This window comes from Nostoc sp. CALU 546 (genome assembly GCF_048836525.1).
The window spans coordinates 31,684-58,145 of the sequence record NZ_JAWJTF010000060.1 but is presented as its reverse complement, the minus strand read 5'-3'; the positions used below and the strand labels follow the sequence as shown (position 1 = coordinate 58,145).

The 26,462-nt window shown below is 40.1% G+C and carries 20 protein-coding genes and 1 pseudogene; 9 read left to right on the top strand and 12 right to left on the bottom strand.

What is annotated here, in order from left to right; all coding sequences use genetic code 11:
* The 5 genes from RRG12_RS25815 to RRG12_RS25795 form a co-directional block, all read right to left on the bottom strand.
* A partial coding sequence (locus RRG12_RS25815; RefSeq protein WP_420761133.1) for a cyclic nucleotide-binding domain-containing protein occupies nt 1-952 on the bottom strand: 952 nt, incomplete at its 3' end.
* A 123-nt stretch (nt 953-1,075) separates the two neighbouring features.
* Nucleotides 1,076-2,266, bottom strand: coding sequence for a DUF7005 family protein (locus RRG12_RS25810; RefSeq protein WP_420761132.1), 1,191 nt, complete (start codon nt 2,264-2,266; stop codon nt 1,076-1,078).
* A gap of 41 nt (nt 2,267-2,307) precedes the next feature.
* Complete coding sequence (locus RRG12_RS25805) at nt 2,308-3,096, bottom strand: MinD/ParA family ATP-binding protein (RefSeq protein WP_420761131.1); 789 nt, start codon at nt 3,094-3,096, stop codon at nt 2,308-2,310.
* 98 nt (nt 3,097-3,194) lie between these two features.
* Nucleotides 3,195-4,607, bottom strand: coding sequence for a cache domain-containing protein (locus RRG12_RS25800; RefSeq protein ID WP_420761130.1), 1,413 nt, complete (start codon nt 4,605-4,607; stop codon nt 3,195-3,197).
* A 151-nt stretch (nt 4,608-4,758) separates the two neighbouring features.
* Nucleotides 4,759-5,178, bottom strand: coding sequence for a helix-turn-helix transcriptional regulator (locus tag RRG12_RS25795; protein WP_420761129.1), 420 nt, complete (start codon nt 5,176-5,178; stop codon nt 4,759-4,761).
* A gap of 321 nt (nt 5,179-5,499) precedes the next feature.
* Here RRG12_RS25795 and RRG12_RS25790 point away from each other — a divergent pair, with 321 nt between their 5' ends.
* Both RRG12_RS25790 and RRG12_RS25785 read left to right on the top strand, forming a co-directional pair.
* Nucleotides 5,500-6,369, top strand: a complete 870-nt coding sequence (locus RRG12_RS25790) for a hypothetical protein (protein WP_420761128.1) — start codon at nt 5,500-5,502, stop codon at nt 6,367-6,369.
* 509 nt (nt 6,370-6,878) lie between these two features.
* Entirely contained in the window at nt 6,879-7,496 is a 618-nt protein-coding gene (locus tag RRG12_RS25785) for a response regulator transcription factor (RefSeq protein WP_420761127.1), read from the top strand.
* 193 nt (nt 7,497-7,689) lie between these two features.
* Here the strand turns inward: RRG12_RS25785 and RRG12_RS25780 are convergent, their stop codons facing one another.
* Nucleotides 7,690-8,697, bottom strand: coding sequence for a hypothetical protein (locus tag RRG12_RS25780; protein WP_420761126.1), 1,008 nt, complete (start codon nt 8,695-8,697; stop codon nt 7,690-7,692).
* A pseudogene (locus RRG12_RS25775) lies at nt 8,645-10,014 on the bottom strand (hypothetical protein); the annotation flags it as partial. The pseudogene RRG12_RS25775 and the gene RRG12_RS25780, both read right to left, overlap by 53 nt.
* A gap of 1,033 nt (nt 10,015-11,047) precedes the next feature.
* Between RRG12_RS25775 and RRG12_RS25770 the strand changes: the two are divergent.
* The 5 genes from RRG12_RS25770 to RRG12_RS25750 all read left to right on the top strand — a co-directional run bounded on the left by RRG12_RS25770 (nt 11,048) and on the right by RRG12_RS25750 (nt 17,422).
* Entirely contained in the window at nt 11,048-13,648 is a 2,601-nt protein-coding gene (locus tag RRG12_RS25770) for a family 16 glycoside hydrolase (RefSeq protein WP_420761125.1), read from the top strand.
* A gap of 21 nt (nt 13,649-13,669) precedes the next feature.
* Nucleotides 13,670-15,250 carry a Dyp-type peroxidase gene (locus RRG12_RS25765; RefSeq protein WP_420761124.1) on the top strand — a complete coding sequence of 527 codons (1,581 nt, stop codon included), beginning with the start codon at nt 13,670-13,672 and terminating at the stop codon, nt 15,248-15,250.
* A gap of 341 nt (nt 15,251-15,591) precedes the next feature.
* On the top strand, nt 15,592-15,726 hold the full coding sequence (locus RRG12_RS25760) for a hypothetical protein (RefSeq protein ID WP_420761123.1): 135 nt from the start codon (nt 15,592-15,594) through the stop codon (nt 15,724-15,726).
* A gap of 89 nt (nt 15,727-15,815) precedes the next feature.
* Nucleotides 15,816-16,961 carry an ISH3 family transposase gene (locus RRG12_RS25755; protein WP_420759152.1) on the top strand — a complete coding sequence of 382 codons (1,146 nt, stop codon included), beginning with the start codon at nt 15,816-15,818 and terminating at the stop codon, nt 16,959-16,961.
* A gap of 338 nt (nt 16,962-17,299) precedes the next feature.
* Complete coding sequence (locus RRG12_RS25750) at nt 17,300-17,422, top strand: hypothetical protein (RefSeq protein WP_256091398.1); 123 nt, start codon at nt 17,300-17,302, stop codon at nt 17,420-17,422.
* Between the two features lie 22 nt (nt 17,423-17,444).
* On the opposite strand, the gene RRG12_RS25745 is transcribed toward RRG12_RS25750, so the two are convergent.
* Nucleotides 17,445-18,446: a phosphotransferase gene (locus RRG12_RS25745; RefSeq protein WP_069074801.1), complete on the bottom strand. Its 1,002-nt coding sequence runs from the start codon at nt 18,444-18,446 to the stop codon at nt 17,445-17,447.
* A gap of 411 nt (nt 18,447-18,857) precedes the next feature.
* Complete coding sequence (locus RRG12_RS25740) at nt 18,858-19,256, bottom strand: hypothetical protein (protein ID WP_420761122.1); 399 nt, start codon at nt 19,254-19,256, stop codon at nt 18,858-18,860.
* 147 nt (nt 19,257-19,403) lie between these two features.
* Here RRG12_RS25740 and RRG12_RS25735 point away from each other — a divergent pair, with 147 nt between their 5' ends.
* The gene (locus RRG12_RS25735) at nt 19,404-21,041 is read left to right on the top strand and encodes an RNA-directed DNA polymerase (RefSeq protein WP_420761121.1); all 1,638 of its coding nucleotides are present in this window, start codon (nt 19,404-19,406) and stop codon (nt 21,039-21,041) included.
* 263 nt (nt 21,042-21,304) lie between these two features.
* Here the strand turns inward: RRG12_RS25735 and RRG12_RS25730 are convergent, their stop codons facing one another.
* Entirely contained in the window at nt 21,305-22,738 is a 1,434-nt protein-coding gene (locus RRG12_RS25730; protein ID WP_420761120.1) for a hypothetical protein, read from the bottom strand.
* Nucleotides 22,739-22,912: 174 nt separating this feature from the next.
* Between RRG12_RS25730 and RRG12_RS25725 the strand changes: the two genes are divergently transcribed.
* Complete coding sequence (locus RRG12_RS25725; protein WP_420759152.1) at nt 22,913-24,058, top strand: ISH3 family transposase; 1,146 nt, start codon at nt 22,913-22,915, stop codon at nt 24,056-24,058.
* Between the two features lie 217 nt (nt 24,059-24,275).
* On the opposite strand, the gene RRG12_RS25720 is transcribed toward RRG12_RS25725, so the two are convergent.
* Together RRG12_RS25720 and RRG12_RS25715 are read right to left on the bottom strand one after the other, a co-directional pair.
* Nucleotides 24,276-25,880, bottom strand: a complete 1,605-nt coding sequence (locus RRG12_RS25720; protein ID WP_420761119.1) for a hypothetical protein — start codon at nt 25,878-25,880, stop codon at nt 24,276-24,278.
* 188 nt (nt 25,881-26,068) lie between these two features.
* Nucleotides 26,069-26,395: a helix-turn-helix domain-containing protein gene (locus tag RRG12_RS25715; RefSeq protein WP_179064054.1), complete on the bottom strand. Its 327-nt coding sequence runs from the start codon at nt 26,393-26,395 to the stop codon at nt 26,069-26,071.
* Nucleotides 26,396-26,462 lie beyond the last annotated feature (67 nt).

The following is a 26,462-nucleotide window of genomic DNA, read 5'->3' as shown; positions in this document are numbered from 1 at the left end:
AACCAAGTTGACTCAGCATTCCTTGCAATCTCTGGGAAAGCAAAGTAGCGATCGCACGATAAAAACGAGATGCAAATCCCACATCTTGTTGTAACTTTGCTGCCATTTCCGGTCGGGGAACTGACAAAACAATCGAGTCTTCAATGGTCTTAACGGTTGCAGAAGGTAAACGACCATCAATAAAGGGTGTTTCACCGACAATTTCGCCTTTGGATAATCTTGCTATTTCTCTACCAGAAATTTCATGACCCTCGATCGCAGCAAAAGCACGTGTTAAAGGATTACATTCATCTTCAGTAATAGACAGAGACATTATTCCATCTAAAATAATATATAGTGCTTCCACAGTCCCTCTTTCACGAAACAGTGTAGTATTAGCAGGAATTTTTTCCTGAGTCCCACAAGCCATCATCCAATCAATATCACTATCATGTAATTCTCCCAAAATAAATAGCACATCTCTGAGTGGTTGACCTTGCACCAAGTTGCTACGACCAAGTTGATTGATGATACTTTGTAGTCTATCTGAAAGCATAATGGCGATCGCTCGATAAAAGCGCGAAGCAAAACCAACATCTTGCTGCAACTTTGCTGCCAATTTCTGTTGAGGAATTGACATCACCAGCGACTTTTCTACAGCTTTAATAGTTGTAGCAGTTGGGCGATTACCTATCAAGGGTAGTTCTCCCACAACTTCACCACTGGATAATCTCGCAATTTCCCGACCGGAGATTTCACCACCTTCGATTGCTGCAAAAGCACGAGTCAAAGGATTGTTGTCTGGTTGAGAAACACTAACTGCTAAAATTCCATCCAGTAATATATGTAGAGAATCGGCAGTTTTTCCTTCTTGGATAAGTAAACTTCCAGCAGTTATTTCTCTTTGATGACCTGTAGCAACCATCCAATCAATGTCACTGTGAGTTAATTCTTTAAGTAAAACTTCTGTCATAAATCAACTTGCCTATGTCTTACTAATGGTAATTGTCAAAAACGTAGATGCCGAGGCGCTTGTCACAAGTTACTACAAAGGACACAAATAAAAGATAAAACTCAATATAGGCAACATGTATAATTAAATAACCTTGACTTGAATCATGTCTAGAGATTGAATATTCAGCAAATTATTTAATCTTTGTTGAATGCGAAATTCAGCTGATTTATCAGCTAATTCTTCTAACGTCAAGTGAGTCAATGCCATTAACATTAGGGGTTGAATGTTAGCATCTCTCAACTGGCTCACATACTCAACATGGAAAGACTGCAAATTTTCAGCAGCAGCTTTCACTAATACCTGTAAAATCTTAAAAGCCCCATCAGAAAGTGACGGATTACCGAGGTAATTTTGTAGTCTACCTCCCTCTCGATAATTAGGAAAAGACTCCAACCCCAAAAAGTGCAAAAACCAGTCGGCTCGATAAGTCCCAATAGCGGCTACAATCCCTCTGTAGTCAGCAATTAGCTCGTCGAATATATTATTTTGCATGGAATTAAACAACCGACGTGTAAAGTAGTGAGTACATTCATGTTCCAGCCGAATTGTCAAGGATAAATGTTGCCATTGTGCTTCTTCAAGTCCTATATCTTTGGCTGAAACATTACTATAAGAACTATTACTCAAAATAATAAATTTATCCTGATAAAGCTGTTTTTGTGGTATTAACCGCCCAAACTCTTCTAACCAACTGCTTTGAGAACAATTAGCAGGATTTTCAGCCGACCATTGTTGGCGATATTGGCGAATTCTATCCCAGTTATTAAAACCGCTAACTATACAGGCTCCTATAGAGTTTGGGACTGGCTGCGGTTCATTTCGCTTTGTCAAAGCTTGAACTAAACAAACAAAATCCTTTCGGTTTCCAGTTAATAATACTGGGATGGTTCCAGCCAAGCTTTGATGTAGTATTAATTGCAGTTTTTCAGGTTCTTGCAAGACTAAGCCAGTTGCAATCATCCTATCTATCGCAACACCCCGACGAGTAGCAGACTGATACGCTTCAGTTTGGCTAATACCCTCGATTATGGGAAATTGGAATTGTACTAATCGCTGTTTGAGTACCTCAAATACTCCTAAAACTTTTGCTGAAACAGCGTATTCTTCCCAAGCAGGTATATGGGGTTCAGAAGTCAGGGGAAACTTGACTCTATCGGTTAATGTGTTGTGATCAAAGACGTTTTGATTGTATACCAATAATTCTTCTACCTGTGCAGCAGTGGCTCCAAAGTCGGTAAGAGCATCAGTACGAAATGATTGTTGATCGCTCATAAGCGTAGACATCACCCTCATAAAGGGACAAAAGCAAAAGACTAATGGCTAACGACTAAACTAGCAATCTGATTGGTAATTCCTTTGATAGTTTGACTGATGGGATGTTGAGGATAACGTAGAGAAAAAAGACCTTTGCTTGCTAGCTGTACCATATCTTCGGAAAGAGGCAAAATCCCCACAACAGGAGCGTTATAGATTTTTTCTACTTGTTGTTGCAAGTCAAGAAAATTTAAGTTTGGCAGCACCTTATTGATAACTAACAACATTTTTGGTACTTTCAACTTCCGAGCTACATCGACTGTCACGGCAGTTCCTTGAAAGTCTTGATAATCTGGACGTAAAAGAATTACTAAAACATTAGAAATCCCAATAGAAAGCAAAGTTTCTTCATTTAAACCAGGATGTGTATCAATTAACAGATAATCTAATTTCAGACTACGAATAAATTCTTGAAAACCATCGTTTAGCCGAACGACATCATATCCCTCCCGGAGAACTCTGGCGATTTCACTAGCTTTAATACTACAAGGAACTAAATGAAGACTGCCTTTAACTGTACTTGTATTTCCCTGCTCTACAGCTAAAGCTTCAGTAACATCATAGGCAGCATCTTTAATATTACAGTACCCCCACAAATAATCATTGAGGGTGCGTTCCATTTTGTTTTCATTAATCCCAAAAATAACGTGAATTCCTGGTGATTGAATATCAGTATCAATAATGCCTACACTTTGTCCTTGCAAGACCATAGTAGCAGCCATATTAGCAATCAAGTTGGATTTGCCAGTGCCACCACGGAATGAATGAACTGCAATAATCTGTGCCATAATTTACCTCAAAGTCATTAATCAAGAGTAATTTTTCCCTTTAAATATCTCCCAAACTTTCAGTCTTGCCATCAACGCTAATCGATAAATTCAATGGCTCAGGGATCGTGCAATCGCTCTTTGAGAGATTGCACCTGATTCTGCAATCTTTGGTAGTACTCTGTCTCAGTTTCGGTTTGTGTAACTTGCTGTTCTCTAAGCTTTTGGATTTTTTGTTGTAATTGCTGAAAGTGTTCATTTTCAGTAATTTCGGCAACGTGGCTAGCTCTTTTGGTTTCGTTAATCTCAATGCAAAGTTCCTGTACTTGGACTTTTAGGCGCTGATCTCGCATTCTGACTGACTCAGCCATCTCTAAAAAGACACACATTAATTGACCGATATCATCTTGACTATGGGTAAATTGAGCCAAATTCTGATGGAGTTCTAGTACATGAGAATCAAAATCGTCATCTTCCAACGCTTGGGCGGCGACGATGAGGGCGCGAATCGGTCGGGAAATACTTAGCCCCAAGAGCAGCGCTATGATTGCCGTAATTCCGCCGACTATTACCACGCTGGTACTATTGAGCCAAATCAGGCGATTCAAAGGAATGCTAAACTCTGCTTTGGATTGGCTGACTCCCAATACCCAAGGTCGCGTTGCTAAAGGTGCAAAGCCGACTATCTGTGCCATGTGCGATCGCGGCAATTGATAGGTGGCGTGTCCTGGCTGTTTAGCTCTCACCATCACCTTTAAGTCAGGAATGTCCAAGCTCTCAACCCGATCCACACCGTAGCGTTTGTTTTGAGCAACCTGTTTTAATGTTTGAGTTGGTAGCGTCAGGAGGCTATGGTAGAGCAGAGATGGATCAGCATGACTAATGATTACTCCCTGTTGGTCAATCAGGAAGATATTGGTCTGAAAGTCTATATGTAAGGCATTAATAGTTGTCCAAATATCTTTTCCCCGAATATTGAGTAGGGTAGTTCCCACAATCTCTCCATTAGGCGATCGCACGCGCCCAGAGAAAAACATTCCTGGATTTTCAATTGTTTGGCTCACCAAGCTACCAAATCCGTAAAAGTTATCTTGAATAATCGAATAGTTTTCGCCAATGAATTTTGGATCTGTTGCAGCAAGGCACTCACCTTTGTTATCCATCAGCAAGACATTATCAATATCTGGATGAGAGCGTAGGACGTTTTGTAGTGTTGCTTGCAGGTTGTCGCGGTGAGCTTCTTGCTTTTGTGGTGTGTCAGCAGCAAGGAAATCTACTACATGACGATTATTACTGACTTGAGCAACTACACGATGGTGGTCAATAATTAACTGGTCGAAGCGACTAGCGCTACTGCTAGCTAACAATTCCAGTTTGCGGTATTCCCCAGCCTCTACACTGTTTAAGCTCTGTTGCAGATTGTAGTAGGCGGTGAAGATCATCGGTATCAACACAGCACAAACCAATGCTACCGAAATTTTCGCAGCGATTGGCCAAGCAAATGGGTTAAATAACCGATGTAAATGCTTCATTTGAAAGATGCTCTTCAGCTTTAAGGTATAATATTTTGATACTTTAAAAATGGTTTAGAGTTCCCAAATTTAAAGTTAAATATGCCAAATATTTAAATGGATTTACAGCTTTATTGCTTTACTCCAATTAACGCTAATGGCTGCTACTACTCTAGCTGCGTTGGGTCTTTCTAAAAGCTTTAGGTGTAATCCCATGATGTCGGCGGAATTGGCGAAAAAAGTAACCTTCATGCTGATAACCAACTGCTTGAGCGACTTGACTTACACATTGATCAGTCTCTAGCAGTAGAGCGCGTGCTGCTACCATTCGGCGTTCAACAATCCAATCATTTACTGTATATCCTGTATTGCGTCGTACTAAATCGGTCAAATAAGCGGCGCAGTAACCAACAGCAACAGCTACGTCAGATAAGCTAATTGGTTGATTATAATTTGCCTCAATAAATTGGAAGACCTGACTTAGTTGAGGATTACTAGGAAATATCGTTAGTAAACTATCTGATGATCTAGCAGTATTAGCAAGAGCTTGTTCTGCAACTATCTGAAAATCAGCAGTGCAATGCTTATTCATAAATGCTTTTTTGGTTTAAGCAATAATTATCCCTAAACTGATCAATTCACCAAGAAATCTATTGACTCTCTTGAGAGTGAAAAAATACTTTCTCTATAGTAATATTGCTGTTTCAGAATTTTTGCAAGTCACTTGTTTTAACTAAGCTTTTATACCTAGTTAATTTAAACTAGTAGTCGAAATCCAAATTTTATGCATTGTATTTAAAAGCTTTCTGATTTATGTTGTAAGCACTAAATTAAGCAATCTTTCTTTCCAGAGAGTAAATACGGCTGGGATACATATTAAAATCATCAAAACCTAATGCCATAGCCAAATGTAATGAAGTACGAACTCTTGCCCAAAACCGATTACCCTCTTTCCCAACCTCAGATATGCATTATTGATCCAGCCTTAGCTCTTTCTGTCCACGGAGTTCCTTTAATTCAACAGTTAGGAGAAGTGATGGAGTTATGGGTTGTACGAGAACTTTGGCATATACTTGACAGTTCTTCCTTTTACTCACAACATCCAGAATTAATTACTCCAAAAGGAATTAACTCTTGTAGAACACCCAAGCAAGAACGTGTTGCACTGGAGGAAACGCTTTGGTCACTTAAGAGATGGGAGCAATTCCGTGTAGAGAATGACTTAGCAAGACTTAATTTATTTTGGCTAGGAGATAGCCTAAGAGAATCTCTTCTCCCTAAAAATAAAAATCTAGAAATCTTTTGGCAATGGGAAGCGCTTACAAAATCCCTCGATAGTCAACTTGACGAATCTCAAACTATAGACTATGTTTTACCTCTTGCCTTCCGCGATACTATAGCGCTGGCTGCAAGTTTAGGTTCTGCTTTCATTCTGACTTATCAGCCAAAAGCAGATTTTGAAAAAAACTTTCCTCCAGAAATTTGTAAAGCTCTACAATTTTGGGGCATCTCTTGTCAAGTTCTCACACCTAGAGATTCTTGTGTCTCAGTAGAACGCGATTATTTGCGACAATTACTGGTTTCTACTGGTACTATCAAGTTTCTTTGGGCAGGATTACACTTAACAGTCTTGCATCTATTCATGCCAGAATTTCCAAAAACTAGTGTGTTATCCCAGAAGTTACCATTCAGTTCATCTGACCTTGCTAATGATAGGGTAGACAGCCCAAGATTGCAAAATAAGCCTTGGATAGGCGCTAGAGGGTTTTGGTATTTAGTATAGTTGTATACATAAATATTTCTTAATTGATATATATAAAAGTTTTAACTATTTAAGCCGAAATCTTAAATTTTAGTTACATCATTCTTTTAGCTTGATCAAGCTGTTAAACTCTAGTGTATAGTGTCAGTATTCTTACTTATGATGGGAAATCTTGAAGTAACTATCCAGTGTCATTTTAGACAGCCTGGCTATTAATACATTTGTGTTACCGCAGTTTTTATGTTTTTAGATCACGCTTTTGGATTCTTCTGTATATCTTTAAGACTGTGCATAAGAACCAAAAATGTGCTGTATTAACCTGAAAATAGCAGTAATAAGCATAAATCATAAAAATATCAGGGGTTAGAAAAGCTTTAAAACGGTTTTCTTCATACGTCATCTAGATTCCAAAAACATTAAGTTCCTGATCACAAAAGTTTCTGCATATCTTCTCGGCTATAGACCATTCAGCCTGTTAGGTACATATCAGCCTTAAGCCCTTAATACCTAAATTTAGAGTTAAGAAAATCATGCAAGGACACGTTGATCAAACTTCTAGTATTTTTGCTGGAAACTTACTTTCAGATTCCTATGTCATTAGTAAGTTTTTCATAAAAAACTCTGGTTTTCTTATTGTTGCAGTTGAATCGCCTACAGAAAATAGCCAACAGTTTACTTCAGAGGTTATTATTGACACTATTTCATTTTCTGTAGTTGGGCATTTTGAAGCTGATGGAAATTACTATGCAATTGTAAAAACTCAGAACACACCAGAGGTTATAGATCCTAGCTTAATTAGTATTTTAACAGGACGAGAGTTGCAAATTGCTGCTCTGGTTGGTTTAGGTTCATCTAATAAAAGAGTTGCTAGCCAACTTCAAATCAGCGAGTGGACTGTTTCTGCTCACCTACGCCGGATTTTCATTAAGTTAAAAGTAGATAGTCGCTCCGCTATGGTTTACCGATGTTCTTCACTAATTAATCGTTTACACCAGTTACGCACAATACAAGAACAAACATCGGCAAGTAATCAATCTGGAAACGTTGCTCAATCAGCTATGAACGACCAAACCTTTGATCCCGATATAGCAGAAATTGATCACTTACTTTGCTCTGCTCTTGCAACTTCAGGCATTACGTCTGATTGATGTTCTCCTGATACTAAGTTGCATTCTGAAATAGCATTTTAAAATGAAGAAGCGGGGGAGTATATGAATAATGATTCTTAATCTCCCTCAGCCTTGAGTTACTTAATTTTTTTTGTGCAACTTTGTATAAAAATTGTCGCAAAAAAGGTGCAAAAATTAAGAGGTATCGGAAAGAAGAAGGCGTTAGGCATCGTTAATCATTCCACTTCACCAGCACCCCATCCACACACGCAATCCCCCACTGCGGAAACTTCGCCAGCAGTTTCTTGATCACAATCTGCAAAGCCGGATCGTCATTCCAACACTCCAGCAAAAAGTCAAACCCCGGATTCTCCCCCGAATTCGCCGCCTGTTTGAGTTTTTGCATACGTTGAGGTCGCGCATTTGCCCTTGCAACTATCGCCTCATGCGACCATTTTTCAGAATTTGGCACAGATACGGCGGAACAAGTACCTTCATGAACTGTTTTGACTTCTACACCCGAAACTGAATTTTCAACTAACAACGAAGTGGGATTACCTGCTTCTACTTGCCCCTGAGTTTGATTAGCGATCGCTAAAGTTGAAGAAAATTCATTTTTAGCAACAGGCGCGGCGGAACAAGCACCTTCATGAGAGACTACCGCCTCAACACCACAATTCTGGTTTTCAGCCAGTAACACAGCAGATTCCCCCTGTGTATCATCCACAAGCATTAGCGATGTACAGTCCATTGCCGTAGGCAAGTCTTTCTCTTTCTCTGACACGCTTTGAACAGACTGAGGCGACGCGCCCCCCAAGGGCGCGTGAGCCGTCTCCTCAACTTGTAAATTTCGTATAAGCGTGTCAGAGATACAGCTAACGAACTCTTTTGAAGAGTTGGTGAGATGTTCCTGGGCAGTTCGTGAGGGTTCACAGAACCCTTGCTCTGACTCACTTTGACCTAAAATAGATGCTTTATACGAAGCATCCATTTCTTCACAGCCAGCATCTTTATCTGAAATCTCAGCATTTAGTTCTCGTTTTTTAGCATCTGGTTCTTGTTTTTCCGAATTAGCTTTCTCCCAAAATTCCTTCATCCGGCTACCATGCAAATTCTTCACCATCCAGCTAGCCGTTTCTCTGCCATCCTGAATAGACTTATCAGGCTTGAAAATGAACAGTCCACTTTCAGCGAGAATTTTCTTCGCAGAGATAAAAGTACTGTACCCCAAAGCTGACATCTCGGAAATACCTATCAGTCTTTTTTGATTCGTTTTGCCAGTGATCCCATGCAACGATTACCTCATCTCCCAAATCCTCTACAACTTCACCCCTCTCGACATACAAAGTGCGGTAAGGATCAGCATGGGCAACGATAGAGCCGATGCTGATAGTGTCTGGTTGAGAGGATGCGTTCTGGAGTGCGGTAATTAAATCAGTTTCTTGGGTAGTTAATTCCGCCCAGTAGTCTAATTTAATCACTTCGTACTCTTGGGCCACTGCCCAATAGTCCTGCCACGTACACCCAGGCTGTGAAAGCACCCGTCGAATATCGCTAACCGCTTGGGGCAACATTTCCAATTGTTCGGCACGGTAAGCGATCGCAGATGGTGTAGGTTCGCTTCCCAAGATTATCGCCGCCGCTTCGAGCGCTTGGGTATTGTTCATAGCGCTGGCGAGATTCTTCAAAGCCATACCCATGAGCCGCAGACATTCTTGGGCATTCTCTTTGGGGGGTTCTGCTGCAAGCGATCGCAAATCAATAGTTTTCTCTAACGCCTGTTTTACCTGCTTGTTCAACGCTTTAGTCGCTTGCTGGGTCATGGTATTTCCCCACTGTTGAACCGGATGCTGTTGTACGGCACGTTCTAGTTCCTGAATGCGCTGCTGAAGTTGTTGATTCTCAATCTCCAGCTTTCTCAACCCTTCCATTTCATCCAGCCGTTGCTGTAACTGGATGTTTTGCTCCTTCTGCTGTTTGTACAGGTTTTGCAAGGATTGGATTTGTTCTTGCATCTGAGCTTCGGCTCTAGCCCCTGCTTCTGCCTGCAAACCAATCCTCAATTCCTGGGAAAGTCGCTCTAACTCTTGCTGGTGTTGCTCTTTGATTTGGGCGATCGCTTCGGTATATTCTGCGGGGTAAGTGCGCTCTCTGGGAAAGGGAACGCTGGGGGCATCTAAATCAGCATTGTTGACCAAAAGCCTTTCACCATCGCTAAAGGTGACAATCTGCTGATAGTTATTGGGTGCGTCTGCCTCAATCACTCCCGAATCCCCATAACGAGGATGTTTTGGTGATGAGACAGTCACAGAATTACACAATTGCGTTTTGACTTTTTCTTGTTTTGTGCTACTGGTTCTAGTGGGTGACGTATTTTTTGGAACGACCTTCTGTACTGCTTTAGCGAAATCGGCGGCAGTGGGGAAGGGTTTTTCTTGGGCAGCGATCGCAACAGCTTGCTCTAACTTATCGGGAGTTTTGACCAGTGGAGTAGCGAACGAGTCTGAGAAGGTTTAGTAATCTTGTCTTTGAGTGACTCTGGTAGGGTATCAAAGAAAGGCTTTTTACAAAAGAGATTACAGACTGATTAAACATCAGTCCTAAAACAGCCAAAGTACACCGATTGCAATTGATGAAACGACTGAATATTTATGACGTTGTACGCTATGCAGCACTTGGGTAGATAGAAGCTTTTGATACTACTAAAAAACGCATTAATCAAACAGGTTAATATGAGACTAAGGAAAATCCTTATTTTATCTAAGGATTTTCCTGATTAGTAAAATTGTCTATTTCAACATAAGTTATTTTTATTTCTACAGAGTATAAAACCATCAAACATCTAGCTAAAAAGGTGGTAGTATTTTCTGGAATCTATATTTGTGGATTTGTAGCTTTATAAAGATTGTAAATAGTACGATTCATCAAACCCTTCTCTTTATTAATAGGGGAACTTGAGTGTTATGGATGAAAAAAAAGAAACGCTTTTATATATCTTGTGTTTTACAGCACTTCCGCCAGCTATGAGGTACATCCTCAAATCTGAAAGCTTTGATAGGAGAGGGCAAGGAGAAAAACTGTATTGCATAATAGCCGGAAGCGCTGTATAAGAACCGAAGATGAGTCAGGCAAAGGAATTATATTCAGTTCATTGTGAAATTGAAGCTTAACCGCATGATGCAGTTAGGTAAGCCGAGCATCTACAAAATAGCAGACTAATATACCGCTCCAATCAAGTATTGGTGTATCTTTTTTCGATTCATGCAAAAAAGCCCCCCGTAACACATAAATTCTGTCAATAAACAAATTGATGATTTTTCTAAAATCTGCATAAATAGCTAAAAATCAGCAGATAAGACAGTTAAGGGGAACCCTAATTTTGAGTCTTTAATTCGAGCAAAGCGACTTGACGCATTGAACGTAAATTCTCATATCTTGGATATATTTCAATATGAAATCAGGCTCAACATTTATTCCAATAAACGTGTCTATTGTGTTATTCATAATCAAAAAATGGAGGTAGATAACATCGTAGTTTTTCTCATAAAGACTGCTTTCATAGATTTCAAGTTGTCAATCTAATAATCAATATGCCATTACCAAAATTAGCTAAATTCCTTAATCCATCAGGTGAACCTGTAATAGCACCAGGTGGTATTCAGGATACATCATTCAATCGTGATGCCCTTTCCAGGTTTGTTTGCAATACCCTAGATGAAGCTTTAGCAGCCGTACCAGGTGGCTTTGACATTATTGTAGTTGGATCGGGAATGTATGGCGCATATTTTGCAACCGATATATATAACAAAACAAAGAATTTTGGGTCTGGTCGTCCTCGCCCTAAAATTTTAGTTCTTCAAGAAGGCCCATTTTTGATTCACGAACATTTCCAAAACCTACCTTTGGGATTAGGAGGACTTTATGAATTACCTCTTGCCAATCTTCTACCTGAAGGACAATATCGAATCATTAACGTAAATGGTACATCAGAGGGACAAGGAGTTCCATTTGGACGCGATTTTGCCGGAAAATTCCGACCTCATCATCGTTGTGTTGGTGGGAAAGGTCTTTTTTGGGGTGGTTGGTCTCCTTCCTTGACTACTGCTGATTTGGTTCAATGGCCAAACTCAGTCTCTGCATTCTTGAAGAGCGAACAGGGCTATAATTTTATCACTCAAGAAATTGGCGCAGATTACGATATTGATCGGCGTGGCAAAGAAGAGGACTTTATCTATGGCGGACTTTACGAAGCTTTACTCAAACGCTCTCGTAAATTAACTCCATTCAACATCCCAGTAGATAGTTATTCAATTGATCGTGTGCTTCAACCACCGATCGCAGTCAAAGTTGAATCTGAATTATCCGGATTGTTTAGTCCAGATAAATATAGCAGTCTACCTGGTCTTTTGAGTGCGATTCGGGAGGATGTAGGAAGGTCAAACAATAATGATCAAGATCGCTATCTATTTTTAGTACCAAACGTTACTGTCCTAAATTTAGAAACACAAGAGGGAGTTGTCCGAGGCATAAGAGTTGCTGTTAATGACCCAGTTGATGCAGGCGAGATAGTTCAAAACATTACAGTTCCTGAGCAAGGGATGGTAGTTTTAGCCGCTAATTGTGTTAATTCAACCCGCATAGCCAGAAACTCTTTCCCTCGCCCAGCGTTACTTACAAAAGAACGTATGGGAGCTAACCTGATGGTTCATATCCGAGGTAATTATCTTTGGAAGATACGCCGTACCCACCTCGAAAGTTTACCTATCTTAGAAGAAGAAGGATTGTTCAAAGATATCTTCAAAGATAAAGTTTTACAGCAGGCAGCTTTACAGATTGAGGGTACAGCAACAGATTTAAACTCCAATAACCTCACTGGACGCTTTCACTTCCAATTTTACGCAGCACCCAATGCTGGCAATAACGCCGAGTACTCTCTTTATCAGATGATACCCGATCGCGATGACCTACTTGAGAAAGCCCAACAACTAAAAGGTGAGCCAGATGCCAATGAATGGATCACCGTAGGGATAAGAACTTGTGGGGAAGATTTCGGCGACAAAGAAGCGCCAGTAGAATATAGCGGGGTACGTAGTGCCAACACTAGTTGGATGGATACCAGCCCCTCAGCTAAAGACCGTTTTGGCAACCCAGAAGGCTATGTTCAACTTGTGGAAACGGACGAGGTATTGAAACTTCGTAATGCACAGAGGGCAGCAGCTTTCCAATTCATTGCTCGGTTAGCCAATGTTACCGTTGAAGAAGCTGGCAAAAGACAGGGTGAACCTAACGCTAATCCCAATATCATACTTGTTGATGCTGTTGAAGACGGCTTAGGAACTACTTATCACGAGTGCGGTACTCTTTGGATGGGGGAAAATCCAGAGACATCTGTAACTGATGTGCATGGACGCTTTCATCATGTTGCCAATGCTTATTGTGCCGATCAGTCCTTGTTCCCCACAGCAGGCTCCGCGAATCCTGTGCCGACAGGGTTAGCGCTGGCTCGTAAAGTAGCTTTAGGTATTACTGAGCGATATCAAGAAGAAAAGCCTTTTGAAGACAAAGATGGTGACTTTCAATCTCTCTTCAACGGTAATTTTCCTGGTGTATGGCGTTCTGTTGGGGCTGCAAACTTTACACCCTTACAGCCTTTAGGGCAGCCTCCTATTATTGAAGCAGGAAAAGCTGGCGCAGATAGTGTTTTAGGGTTGCTCTATTATCAACCGAAGCAATTCAAAGATTTTGTTCTGCGTCTAGAGTGGAAAGCCTTTTCTATACGTGCGAACTCTGGAATATTTTTACGTATCCCAGATCCTACAGGAAAATCCCTTGACAACTCTTTCTATGAAGCTTGTACAGAAATTCAAATCGATGAAACTGGGAAGAATTATCGAGATGATAGAAATCCTCAATCAATATTTGGGGGATTCCGTGAGAAGACAGGTGCAATTTATACTCTTGCTCCCGCAGCACAGGGTATGAGTAAGGTAATCCGTCCCAGATTTACAGCTGATGGGCCTTGGAATGTTTACGAGATTACTGTTCAAGGCGATTCGATTGTCGTAGTTCTTAATGGTGAGAAAGTATCTAACACTACTATTGCTGCACCAAAGCAGAGGGAAGGTTATATAGCCCTACAATGCCACACCGAAATTGTTCAGTTCCGCAATATCCGCATTAAAGAATTGTAAAACACGGAGAATATAATAACTATGCCATTAGATTTAACGACCAATTCAGGGCCAATTGATCAAGATAATCCCAAAATTGCAGATGTTCTCAAGGACTTACAAGGAAACATCCTTAACGGGCATGGACGAGATCATGCTGCCCATATTTTTATCGCCTTCGATAAACCCAATCAGATCGAAAACGTCAAAAAGTGGATTGCTAGATTAGACGTTACTTCAGCTAAAGCCCAATTGGATGGAACAGAACGCTATAAACGAGAGAAAGTTGATGCGGGTTTATTCACCCATTTTGCTTTGAGTACTAGTGGTTATGCTCGTCTCGGCATCCCAGTAAACAAAATACCTACAGGAGCAAACCCACAAAAACGAACAGCTCCATTTTACGCCAATTCTTTTCAAGAAGGAATGAAAAATCGCGCCTCAGTTCTTCTTGATCCGCCTACGAGTAACTGGGAAAGTGGATTTCAAAACTCAATTGATGCAGTTTTGCTCCTTGCTAACGATGAACCGGCGGAATTAATCGCTCAGGAAATTAAAATTCTTGAACAACTCAAAGATATCGCCACAGTCAGAACCATCGAGCGTGGGTTTACCTTACGACGCAAATTTGATACTGTCGATACGACTAACCCTAGTAATGAGTTCGGTGTAGTTGTCGAACACTTTGGTTATGCTGATGGTGTTAGTCAACCTATCTTTCTAAAAAAACAGTACGAACGAGAGAAAAGCCTAAAAGGAACTCGTTTCTGGGAACCAGATGCTCCTTTAAAGTTGGTTTTAATTCCCGACCCAAATGGCAAGACGGCAGACGTTAGTTTTGGCAGTTTCTTAGTTTTTCGCAAACTCGAACAGAATGTGCAAGGTTTCAAAACTGCTGAAGCTAAGTTAGGAGAAAGCTTAGGACTGCCAAGAGAATTAGCAGGAGCGATGGCGGTGGGACGTTACGAGGATGGTTCACCTATTGTCCTGCAACCTGGTGACGGTGCTTGGGCGAACACAAATAAACCCGCTATCCCCAACGATTTCAATTATCAAGGTGATAAGTTGGGTTTGACTTGTCCTTTTCATGCCCATATCCGTAAAAGTAATCCCCGATTGGAATCTGTGAAAGCAGATGGTCCTTTCGCTAAGTCGAAGGAGGAAGAACTAGGACACAGAATTGCTCGACGTGGTATTACCTATGGAGGACCTCTCAGCAGTTCTGATAATTTAGATGATCTTCCCACCAATGGAGTTGGATTACTTTTCATGTGCTACCAATCAGATATCTGGGAGCAGTTTGAGTTTATTCAGCGTTTTTGGTGTAATAATCCCAACTTCCTTGAACCTGGTATTTCTGGTGGCACAAATCCAAACTATGATAAAACGGGATTAGACGCGGTTATCGGTCAAAAACTGGGTGAGCAAGCCGATCCAGTGATTAATGAAGCTCCTAAACCCCCAAAAAATTGGCCATCACAGTGGGGGAAATCTACGGTCAAGCCCGAAATTCCCGACGAAAATCAATTTGGTCAATTTGTCACTCTCAAAGGTGGGGAATATTTTTTCTCTCCTTCGATTAGTTTTTTAAAAAATCTCAGTGGTAGTTCACCAAGCAAATAAGGACTTTAAAAGTCGGGTAAAGGGGAAAGGCAAAAGGTGAAGGGTTTCTACTTTTTCCCTTTACCCCTTACTCGAATAGCACTAAGAAAAGCTAAAAGCCTTACCAATCAAGCAGTTTGTAATTGTTTACATCATTTCGATGTGGTGATGTATGAAAAATTACTGAGAAAAATTAAGAAGGCGCTGGTTGCTGATGGAAGAGTGATAGTTTTTGACTTTATTCCTAATGCTGATAGTATTACGCCGCCTCTAAGCAGTAACTAATGCCTTTAATTCCTCAGTTTTTAATCTTGTCCCATAGGATGTAACAATCGGCATACTACGACGAGCGTAATCAACTGGTGGCAGACATATTTTACGACCACGGGCAGGAATTTATTAAGTTCCGAAATGGTAAAGAAATTCTCAGTAAATCGCAAAGTTTTGCTAAAGAGCGATCGCTAAGTAGACACTCAGTAGAAGTTAGTTCTAAATAATACCTATTTTATAATTAAAACTTATATTCAATAAAAGAGGTTCAAAAACTGAAATTATCAAGAATGTACATCCACCCAAATAATGACCATTGACGACTTTACCAAAACAGCTTGCACTAACTGATTCAGAAACCCTTGACGAAGTTCTGGATTGTTTAAGTGAAAATATTTCTATTGAGACCCAAGGAGTTTGCGATCAGAAAACTCTATTTGAAATATTAGTGAGAGCAGCAAGTAGTGGAGATAGTATTGAGAATACAACAAAAGTTTTAAATAGTAGTCCATGTGGTAGCGATATCAGGTATCACTTAGATAAAATCAATAATTTTGAGCAGCTAGAAAATCAAATCAATTTAGCTCTCAAAAGTAGAATTCCTCATCGTATTAAAAATGCATATCATAAAATTGCCATTGATTTAAATTTAATTCCTTACTATGGGAAACCTGATAGTGATGAAGACCCTTATATTTATAGAAGTCAGGCTAAGTCAGGAACTTGTTCTTTTTATGCCTATGCAACTTTATATATATTAACCAAGGGGAAACGGATTACACTGGCGATTAGAGGAGTACGTTGGTTAGATACAAATGTTGCCATTATCACCTACTTATTAGCTGAACTTGAGACTATTAAAGTAAATGTAAAAACACTGTATTTGGATAGAGGATTTTTTAGTATCGCTGTAATCAGGTGGTTGCAAGCCTTGGATATTCCCTTTATAATGCCAGCGATTAGAAGAGGAAAAAAGGGTGGTGTAAATCAATTTCTTAAAGGCAGAAGTAGTTATAAAACTACTTACACAATGGGTGAAGAGAAAGATAATAATGTTACCTTTAGCTTATGGATTATCTGCAAATACAAAAAAGGGACAAGAAAACAACATGGTATTGAATACTTTGCTTATGTTGTTTATAAGTCGAAAATAAACCTATCTTACATTCATCAAGATTATCGAAAAAGATTTGGAATTGAAAGCAGTTATAGATTAAAAAATCTATGTCGAATCAGAACAAATAATAAGAAGCCCGTATTGAGATTATTATATGTTGGTATTTCTTTTGTGTTAGTCAATATTTGGGTTTATCTTCTTTGGTTTAAGATTAGTCGAAAACGAAAGGGTAGGCGATTAATTTATCGTAACCTTTTCTGTCTTAAACAAATGTTAGCTTTTCTACGTCAAGTTGTTGAGCGCAAATATGGAAGTGTTAAAGGTATTTATATTCCATCGGGTTAGCAATCGTTAAAAGTTGCTTAACTATAAGTAAAAGTAATTTATCCCAGCCTACGGGTTAAGATAGTTTCGCAGAAAATGTATCTCAAGTTACAAAATATTGGCGATCGCTCTCTTGGAAAAAACTTTGCGATTTACTGATTCTGGTTGACACTGCTTATAAGTGGGGATGGGAGCGAGTCGCAGATTATGCGTCCCCGTTTTCAGAAAATAATTGGTCGCTTGGCGGTATCAATGCAAGAGAATCTTGATTTACACTTTCTGCACAAGAGTAGACAAGCACCGTCAAGCAGCAATCGCTTTAGCAGGTATAACTCGCAAGATTTGCGCGATCTCTTTCTATGATAGGCGATAAGCCTACGGCATGGCTTCGCTTACCGCAACAAGCAGGGGATATTGATCTGGATGAGAGAGAAACACGTCGCCTCATCGATGCCCAACTACGAGCAGAAGATGGGAAGTAGATTCACAATAGCTTACTTATCCTCATCGAACTAAGATCATGCTTAGAAACTCCCTTAACAAATTTGGAACTGCTTCCATATATTGGTTTCGATGGATTGCATCCATTGTGGATAAAACTGGCAGCCACCTCAAAGCTGCAACAATAGGAGACAATTGTTGAGCTTGCTCAAACGCTTGTTCGAGTCTTTCTTTAGTCTCATATTCAGCCCATTGTTCTAAGTAGAAACCTCTGAGTCGCTCAAACCAAGATGAATTTTTTGCTAATTTAAATCTCCTTCTCAAACAATCGTAGGTACTATGGAGGCTGAAAAAAGGATGAGTGATGCTACTATCACCCCAGTCAAAAAACAAGTAATTTTCATCGCAAATAAAGATGTTCCCATCGTGTAAATCACCATGATGCAAAGTTTCTGGTATACCAAAGGTCGCTAGTTGTTCACATAATTTAACTAATAAGTTAGCCTGATTCTGTAAGCACTGATATTCGAGTAAATTAAGTCCACCAGGTTGATTCAGCCCTAACGTTTCGGTATCCATTAGCAGTTGTTGAAACCTAACAGGCAAGTTTGCTAAACGACGATCAGGCACACCCAGTTCCAGAAACTCATTAAGATATTTGGTACAATCCTGCTGCAATTTTGCATAGCAGGGTAAAAGATTCTGCCAATGTTTAATATCATCTTCAATTTTCAGAGTGTCCTGAAGCATCATCCCTCCATCAAGCATAAGTAGCCAACCAAGCTCCCCATTAATCGCTAAAACTTGTGGCATACATTGAGGATACCGATGCGATAGAACTTGGCTAAGTGCGGCTTCATGAGCAAGCTCTGATACAACTGCTTTGAAATAAATGTTACCGATGCTTGTGGGTATTTGCAAAACTGTTGACCAGTGACGAACGCGAAGCTGCTTAATTGAATCAATGCGTTTGATGTCTTTTTGATGTAACTCACAATCAATCCAACTACTGGCTTGCTCAAGCCAGCTTTGTTGTGTCCAAAGTAGTCCATCAAGATAAGTCACACAGATCCTCAACGAGTGTTTTTTAATTGCAAATGCTTTTTTGTTAGTTTAACCTGACTTTAAAGACCAATGAATAACCTTGCTTTACAGCCTCCTGCTTTTTCAGCAAACCCTATATAAACCCTACCTCTGCACTGGATACCGCCGCATCATCTCGGCTAACGTCACTGTCTCACCTTCTGGTGTATACATATCTGCCCCCGACATAGCAATCACAATTCTCTCCCGCCTTGCTTACTCAAACCAAGCAATCACATCAGATTTGGTCTGTGCGGACTCTTCCAAGTTCGTAACTCTTCTTTCAAATAAGCAATAGCCGTTCGCACTAGTGTCTCCAAAGGAGAAGGCTTAACCCTTCACTTATCGTATTCTGGTACTGCAATGAAAGGCAATCGCGTTACTCATCCCACTTCACCAACACCCATCCACCGCAACAATCCCCCACTGCGGAAACTTCGCCAGCAATTTCTTAATCACAATCTGTAAAGCCGGATCATCATTCCAACATTCCTGCAAAAAGTCAAATCCCGGATTCTCGCCCGAATTCGCCGCTCGATTCAGTTTTTCCCTTCTTACAGGTCGCGCATTTGCCCTTGCAACAATCGCCTCATACGACCATTTTTCAGTGACGGGCGCGGCGGAACTTTCACCCTCATGATCTGCTTTGACTCCTACACCTGAAACTGAATTTTCAACTAACAACGAAGTGGGATTACCTTGTTTTACCTGCCCCTGAGTTTGATCTGCGATCACAGATGGTGTCGATTCAATCCCTAAGATTATCACCGCCGTTGCAGGAAAAAATCGCATTGCTCCCTGTAGAACAAGAATACAGACTTCGTTAGAAAATAAATTTACCTGATTTAAACATTAAAAAAATCCCAAAACCTGAATTGCTGAGTATGATATATGGAAAGGTATCGGCATAATAAATATTTATACAAATAGGAGCTATATATGTCTTTGAGCAGCGATTCAATTCATTGGTCTATTAAGTTTGTACACAGTCATTCTGATGGAGATTTGTTTCCGAAAATTTTAGAATTTGATGCTATTAATCAAATGGCAGATGAATTTGTAAAACTTGTTGAAGGAAAAGATTTATCATTGTTCCCGCCTGGTTCTTGTCGTCGCTTTATTGTTCCCAAAGATGAAATAGCATATCGCCAAGCAACACAATTAGATCCGCAAGATTCAATTCTCTTTACAGCATTAATTTATCAATATGGACAGGGCATTGAAAATCGAAGATTGCCAAATACAAAAGTGTTTAGCTATAGATTTAAACCAGATGCCACACTAGGACTTTATGCAAGCCAAACCGCATGGAACGACTTTTGGCAGTCAGCCTACACAGAAAGTAAAAGTTTTAACACTATTTTATATTGTGATATTGCTGATTTTTACAATCAAATTTATCATCATATAATTGAAAATCAATTAATTGCATCACAATTTCCTAATCAGGCTATAAAGTGGATAATTTCCTTATTAGAGTCAACAACAGCAGGAGTATCTCGAGGAGTACCTATAGGGCCTCATGCCATCCATTTAATCGCTGAAAGTGCAATGATTCCAATCGATAATAGCCTTTCCTCCATTGGCATCAAGTTTATGCGCTTTGCAGACGATATATTAGTCTTTTGTGATTCTCCTAATTCTGCAAAGCAGGCATTGGCTTCTATAGCATCAACTCTCGATAAGCAGCAAAGGCTAATGCTTCAAAGACATAAGACCAAGTTTTATAAAGCCTCTGAATTTAGAGCCTTATGCCGAAGTATGGTTGAGGATCGACCAATTAGTTTTGCCGAAGACAGAGTTTTAAAGATCGTTCGGAAGTATTCAGGTGACAATCCTTATGCAACGCTTTCTTACAATGTAATTTCTGATGAGGACTGGAAGGCAATATCTGGGAATATAATTAGCAGTATTATAAAAGACTATATGGGTAAAAATAGATATGTGACATCAATGATAAAACAATTTATAGAATCATTTGCTCCCAGTTTAATAGTTCAAAAATTTAGCTCCCAATTTAGCAATTTAGGGCAAAAGGAAGTAGATTACATTCGCCTTCGATGGTTTTATAGGCGCTTAACGCAGATAGGACATCCTGGCGCAATTGATATTTCACTTGAGAATATAGCAAACTTAGCTCCCTGTTTTTCTAATATATGTATTTATCTGTCTTCAGTTCAATCTATAGAGCCGGAAAAATGGATAATAATTGGTGAGAAATTACTAAATTTACTAGAATCCAATGAAGTACAAGGTAACGAATACTTTCGACTTTCTATTTTGAGTTTGTTCACTAAGAATCAATATATCAACCATTTTTCTGCATTAGCTAGGCAATATACTTCTAGTGAACCATTCGCTAGAAGAGAGATACTCTTATCAGCGAAACAAAATGCAGCCTTTGATTGGCTACGAGAATATAAAGAGAGCTATCAAACGATGGATGTTTGGCAACAAATTGCCTACATATACACTTGTTCAGGATTCCCAAAAGATGAAAAGAAGTATTTTTTAAATAGATTAACACTTAACAGACCTTTTGAGATTGTCTTGGCAAAATGGGCAAAAAATGTCTAACACTATGAGATAGCAGACAATGAACCTTTCTCTTAAGAATTAAAGCTAATTACCACTACTGAACTTTGGCATTAGCCTGCTTAAAGTTTTGACTCTTAAAGTTTGGATTATTTTTTAAATAAAGATAATCAATTAAGTTGCATACAACTTAATATGAATCTCTTACTACAAGCGAATCAGTCTGAAAAAATCAATGATCCTTAGAAAGCAAAGAAGTGTGGTTGAGTTATTCAATTTCAGTAAACCAAAAAGTTCTGCGATCACTACTCATTCCACTTCACTAGCACCCCATCCACAATCGCAATCCCCCACTGCGGAAACTTCGCCACCAACTTCTTGATCGCAATCTGCAAAGCAGGGTCGTCATTCCAGCATTGTTGGAGGAAGTCAAAACCAGGATTTTCCCTAAACTGAGAAGCCATCTTCAGTTTCTCCATTCGCAATAGTCTAGCTTGGGATCTCATGGCGATGTCTTCAGTGGTAAACAACGCCTCACTAGATTCTTGCACCTGATAATTGACTACAGATATATTCCACTGCTTCTCAAACTTGCTAATTGTTGCTCTTATGCTGGCGTAATACTTGCTGTCTAGCAAATATTGAATTACCCACAAGGGGGGGCATTCTCCACTGTTTGCTCTATCCAACCATTCAAATATCTCATTTTGATTTAATGACACGGGTGCGGCGGAACAAATACCCTCATGACAGTCCCTCACCTCAACACCACAATCTTGATTTTCAACCAACAACGAAGCAGGATTACCTACTTCTGCTTGCCCCTGAGTTTGATTAGCGATCGCAGAATTTAAAGATTTTTCACTCTTAGCAACGGGCGCGGCGGAGAAAGTACCTTCATAACAGTCTTTCGGCTCATCACCACAATTTTGGCTTTCTTCTATCAACGAAGCAGATTCACCCTGTACAGCTTCCACAAGCGTTAGCGTCGTGCAGTAATTCGCCGTAGGCGAGTCTTCCTCGTTCTCTGACACGCTTTCAACAGTCTGAGGCGACGCGCCCCTCAAGGGCGCATGAGCCGTTTCCTCAACACGCGGATTTTCAGTTGGCGCGTCCGAACCAACTACCATACCAACAACCTTAGTTGGTTGTTGGTAGGTAGTTAACGGGTAGTTAGAAACGTTATTAGGTTTTTGTAACCCTTGCAATTCCTCACTTTTTTGACCATTCTTTTGGAATGATTCCAAATCAGACTGAATTTGTTCCACGCCAGGGTGATTTTCATTCCGTCTGGACTGGTTTACTTTGTCCCCGGCGTGGACGGCTTTCTCGTCACAAGAATTGGTTTCCGCAGACGTGGACGATTCCCAGTAAAAGCGATTGTAATAACCATGAAGGTTACGTACACGGTAGCTAATCAATCCAGGTCTACCGGAAGGCAAGCGGCCAAACACTTCCTCAAACTGAAATAATCCTTGAGCAGTTAACGCCGCCCCTGCTTTTTGCAAAGATTTGTAGGTGAGGTTAGTGTCGAGTTTATGAGCAGAACCTCCGAATTGTTCAGCCGCCACGCTATCTAACCAAAGCTGCTGCACAGATGGAGGCTGTTGACGAACCCAGTTAATATCCTCTATCGATACTTTGCAATGTGGTCTAATTGATTTATCTACATCTGCTTCTTTGCGATCGCTTCGCTGCTTGCTGCCACCGTTGATTGCTTTTAACGCTGTAGTAGTCATATTTTCTCCTAAATTCAGTAAATCGCAAAGTTTTGCTAAAGAGCGATCGCTAAGTAGACACTCAGTAGAAGTTAGTTCTAAATAATACCTATTTTATAATTAAAACTTATATTCAATAAAAGAGGTTCAAAAACTGAAATTATCAAGAATGTACATCCACCCAAATAATGACCATTGACGACTTTACCAAAACAGCTTGCACTAACTGATTCAGAAACCCTTGACGAAGTTCTGGATTGTTTAAGTGAAAATATTTCTATTGAGACCCAAGGAGTTTGCGATCAGAAAACTCTATTTGAAATATTAGTGAGAGCAGCAAGTAGTGGAGATAGTATTGAGAATACAACAAAAGTTTTAAATAGTAGTCCATGTGGTAGCGATATCAGGTATCACTTAGATAAAATCAATAATTTTGAGCAGCTAGAAAATCAAATCAATTTAGCTCTCAAAAGTAGAATTCCTCATCGTATTAAAAATGCATATCATAAAATTGCCATTGATTTAAATTTAATTCCTTACTATGGGAAACCTGATAGTGATGAAGACCCTTATATTTATAGAAGTCAGGCTAAGTCAGGAACTTGTTCTTTTTATGCCTATGCAACTTTATATATATTAACCAAGGGGAAACGGATTACACTGGCGATTAGAGGAGTACGTTGGTTAGATACAAATGTTGCCATTATCACCTACTTATTAGCTGAACTTGAGACTATTAAAGTAAATGTAAAAACACTGTATTTGGATAGAGGATTTTTTAGTATCGCTGTAATCAGGTGGTTGCAAGCCTTGGATATTCCCTTTATAATGCCAGCGATTAGAAGAGGAAAAAAGGGTGGTGTAAATCAATTTCTTAAAGGCAGAAGTAGTTATAAAACTACTTACACAATGGGTGAAGAGAAAGATAATAATGTTACCTTTAGCTTATGGATTATCTGCAAATACAAAAAAGGGACAAGAAAACAACATGGTATTGAATACTTTGCTTATGTTGTTTATAAGTCGAAAATAAACCTATCTTACATTCATCAAGATTATCGAAAAAGATTTGGAATTGAAAGCAGTTATAGATTAAAAAATCTATGTCGAATCAGAACAAATAATAAGAAGCCCGTATTGAGATTATTATATGTTGGTATTTCTTTTGTGTTAGTCAATATTTGGGTTTATCTTCTTTGGTTTAAGATTAGTCGAAAACGAAAGGGTAGGCGATTAATTTATCGTAACCTTTTCTGTCTTAAACAAATGTTAGCTTTTCTACGTCAAGTTGTTGAGCGCAAATATGGAAGTGTTAAAGGTATTTATATTCCATCGGGTTAGCAATCGTTAAAAGTTGCTTAACTATAAGTAAAAGTAATTTATCCCAGCCTACGGGTTAAGATAGTTTCGCAGAAAATGTATCTCAAGTTACAAAATATTGGCGATCGCTCTCTTGGAAAAAACTTTGCGATTTACTGAAATTTTTCCATGACAATGTGAGCGACATTGCACCCATGCCGCGTTTAAGTTTTTTGGCTATCTCAAAGCGAATCTTTCTTTACTCGTTCTCGTCTTTCCAAAAGCGCAACTCGTCTCGGAAATACCTGTCAGTCTTCTTTGATTGTTCCTTCCAGTGATCCCAGGCGACGATTACCTCATCTCCCAAATCCTGAATCACCTCGCCCCTCTCGACATACAAAGTACGGTATGGGTCAGCATGGGCAACTATAGAACCAACGCCAATAGTGTCTGGTTGAGAGGATGTGTTCTGGAGTGCGGTAATTAACTCTGTTTCCTGGGTAGTCAATTCTGCCCAATAGTCTGATTTAATCACTTCGTACTCTTGAGCAACGTCCCAAAACTCTTGCCAACTACACCCTGGTTTAGCTAGCACTGCTCTAATATCACTAACCGCTTGGGGCAACATTTCCAGTTGTTCGGCCCGATATGCGATCGCGGATTGTGTCGGCTCACTTCCCAGAATGATTGCCGCAGCCTCTAACGCTTGGGTATTGTTCATAGCACTGGCAAGGTTTTTCAATGCCATACCCATAAGCCGCAGACATTCTTGGGCATTCTCCTTGGGCGGTTCTTGGGCTAGTGATCGCAGATCAATTGTCTTCTCCAGTGCTTGCTTCACCTGCTTGTTCAACGCTTTAGTCGCTTGCTGGGTCATGGTATTTCCCCATTCTTGAGAAGGGCGCTGTTGTACGGCGTGTTCTAATTCTTGGATACGTTGCTGAAGTCGCTGATTCTCAATCTCCAGTTTCCGCAACCCCTCCATCTCCAAGAGGCTTTGCTGTAACTGGATATTTTCTTCTTTCTGTTGTTTAAACAGTTGTTGCAAGGATTGGATTTGTTCTTGTACCTGGGCTTCTGCTCTGGCTGTGGCCTCTGTTTGCAAACCAATCCTCAATTCCTGGGAAAGTCGCTCTAGTTCCTGTTTATGGCGTTCTTCAATAGCAGCGATCGCTTCCGTATATTCTGCGGGGTAAGTGCGTTCTCTGGGAAATGAAACGCTTGGGGCATCCAAATCAGCATTGTTGATCAACATCCTTTCACCATCAGCAAAGGTAACAATCTGTTGCCAGCGATTTGGTGCGTCTGCCTCAATGGTTCCCTCTTCTCCATACCTTGGGTGTGACTGTTGTGAAACTGTGACAATAGCTTTTTGAGGAACCACTGGTTCTTCAATTTTGGGAACCATTGGTTCCTGAACAATATGTTTTTTGCGTGGAACTTGGGGAACCACAATATTTGCAGCAGCCGCAAAGTCTGATTCGCCAGGGGACGGGTTATCTTTGAGAGCGATCGCTACAGCTTGTTTTAGTTTCTCTGGTTCTTTAACTAAGCGAAGTAACGGACGAGCCTGACGCTCATTTTTGATGTGTCCGCCCAACTCGCCAACCGCGTCTATGACCTTTTTGGCTCCTAGCAGTTGGTTGATTCGTCGGTATCCGCCCCAGGCGTATAACTCACGCTGGCAGTATTCTTCAAAGTTTTTATATCCAGCTTGCAGGTAAAGCTGTTGTTCCCTCATCTGGAGAATTTCATCTACCGCTTGCCACTCGAATCGGTCGATGGCGGTAAAGGTTTCTTGGATGCTGGTGTTGATAACACTGTAATCGAGTGCTGTTGTTTGTTCTCTGTCTAGTGTCAGCATATCTCTTGCCCACTATGTATGGTAAATGCTTGAAAGTTGGGGTGTTGCAGTTTAACCAAAGTGAACTGAGAAGATACTGAAGGGTATTTGCACAAAAATGTGTCAGCATTATAATAAGCTCACTTTGTGATCAACGGATTGAGCAGGCGATCGCATTGCTTTGGTCGGCGGGCGGTCGCTTTTAGCTTTTACGCTGCTTTTAGTAGATCAACTTCTGCACTTTCGCCCAGAATTTTCCTTCTATTCGCTAAAGTCTCTGTTTCTGCTTGAGAATTGAGAGTGACACTTTTTTCTATCCTTAATCTTTTGGGTGGCTCACCTTCCTCAAGCAAGTCTCCAGGCTTACAATTAAGGGCTTCACAGAATCTTGCTGCTGCATCTAATGTGAGTGATTTAACCTTATTTTGTTCAATTTTTTGGATGAACTGAGGACTATAACCAGTCTTTCTAGCTAGGTCATTCTGAGAAAGACCCGCAGCCTCTCTCAATTTTTTTAATGCGATAAACACAATCATCCTCTCCAAATAATACTCCTATTATAGTGGTACTACTATTGGATGTAAACATATAGGACTTACATCT

Bases quoted from the DNA above. Each gene is read 5' to 3' on its own strand.
- RRG12_RS25805 (WP_420761131.1), bottom strand. From the start codon at position 3,096: ATGGCACAGATTATTGCAGTTCATTCATTCCGTGGTGGCACTGGCAAA.
- RRG12_RS25720 (WP_420761119.1), bottom strand. From the start codon at position 25,880: ATGCTGACACTAGACAGAGAACAAACAACAGCACTCGATTACAGTGTT.
- RRG12_RS25800 (WP_420761130.1), bottom strand. From the start codon at position 4,607: ATGAAGCATTTACATCGGTTATTTAACCCATTTGCTTGGCCAATCGCT.
- RRG12_RS25750 (WP_256091398.1), top strand. From the start codon at position 17,300: ATGATAGGCGATAAGCCTACGGCATGGCTTCGCTTACCGCAACAAGCA.
- RRG12_RS25765 (WP_420761124.1), top strand. From the start codon at position 13,670: ATGCCATTAGATTTAACGACCAATTCAGGGCCAATTGATCAAGATAAT.
- RRG12_RS25780 (WP_420761126.1), bottom strand. From the start codon at position 8,697: ATGTCAGCTTTGGGGTACAGTACTTTTATCTCTGCGAAGAAAATTCTC.
- RRG12_RS25790 (WP_420761128.1), top strand. From the start codon at position 5,500: ATGAAGTACGAACTCTTGCCCAAAACCGATTACCCTCTTTCCCAACCT.
- RRG12_RS25810 (WP_420761132.1), bottom strand. From the start codon at position 2,266: ATGAGCGATCAACAATCATTTCGTACTGATGCTCTTACCGACTTTGGA.
- RRG12_RS25715 (WP_179064054.1), bottom strand. From the start codon at position 26,395: ATGATTGTGTTTATCGCATTAAAAAAATTGAGAGAGGCTGCGGGTCTT.
- RRG12_RS25785 (WP_420761127.1), top strand. From the start codon at position 6,879: ATGCAAGGACACGTTGATCAAACTTCTAGTATTTTTGCTGGAAACTTA.
- RRG12_RS25770 (WP_420761125.1), top strand. From the start codon at position 11,048: ATGCCATTACCAAAATTAGCTAAATTCCTTAATCCATCAGGTGAACCT.
- RRG12_RS25740 (WP_420761122.1), bottom strand. From the start codon at position 19,256: ATGCGATTTTTTCCTGCAACGGCGGTGATAATCTTAGGGATTGAATCG.
- RRG12_RS25730 (WP_420761120.1), bottom strand. From the start codon at position 22,738: ATGACTACTACAGCGTTAAAAGCAATCAACGGTGGCAGCAAGCAGCGA.
- RRG12_RS25735 (WP_420761121.1), top strand. From the start codon at position 19,404: ATGTCTTTGAGCAGCGATTCAATTCATTGGTCTATTAAGTTTGTACAC.
- RRG12_RS25795 (WP_420761129.1), bottom strand. From the start codon at position 5,178: ATGAATAAGCATTGCACTGCTGATTTTCAGATAGTTGCAGAACAAGCT.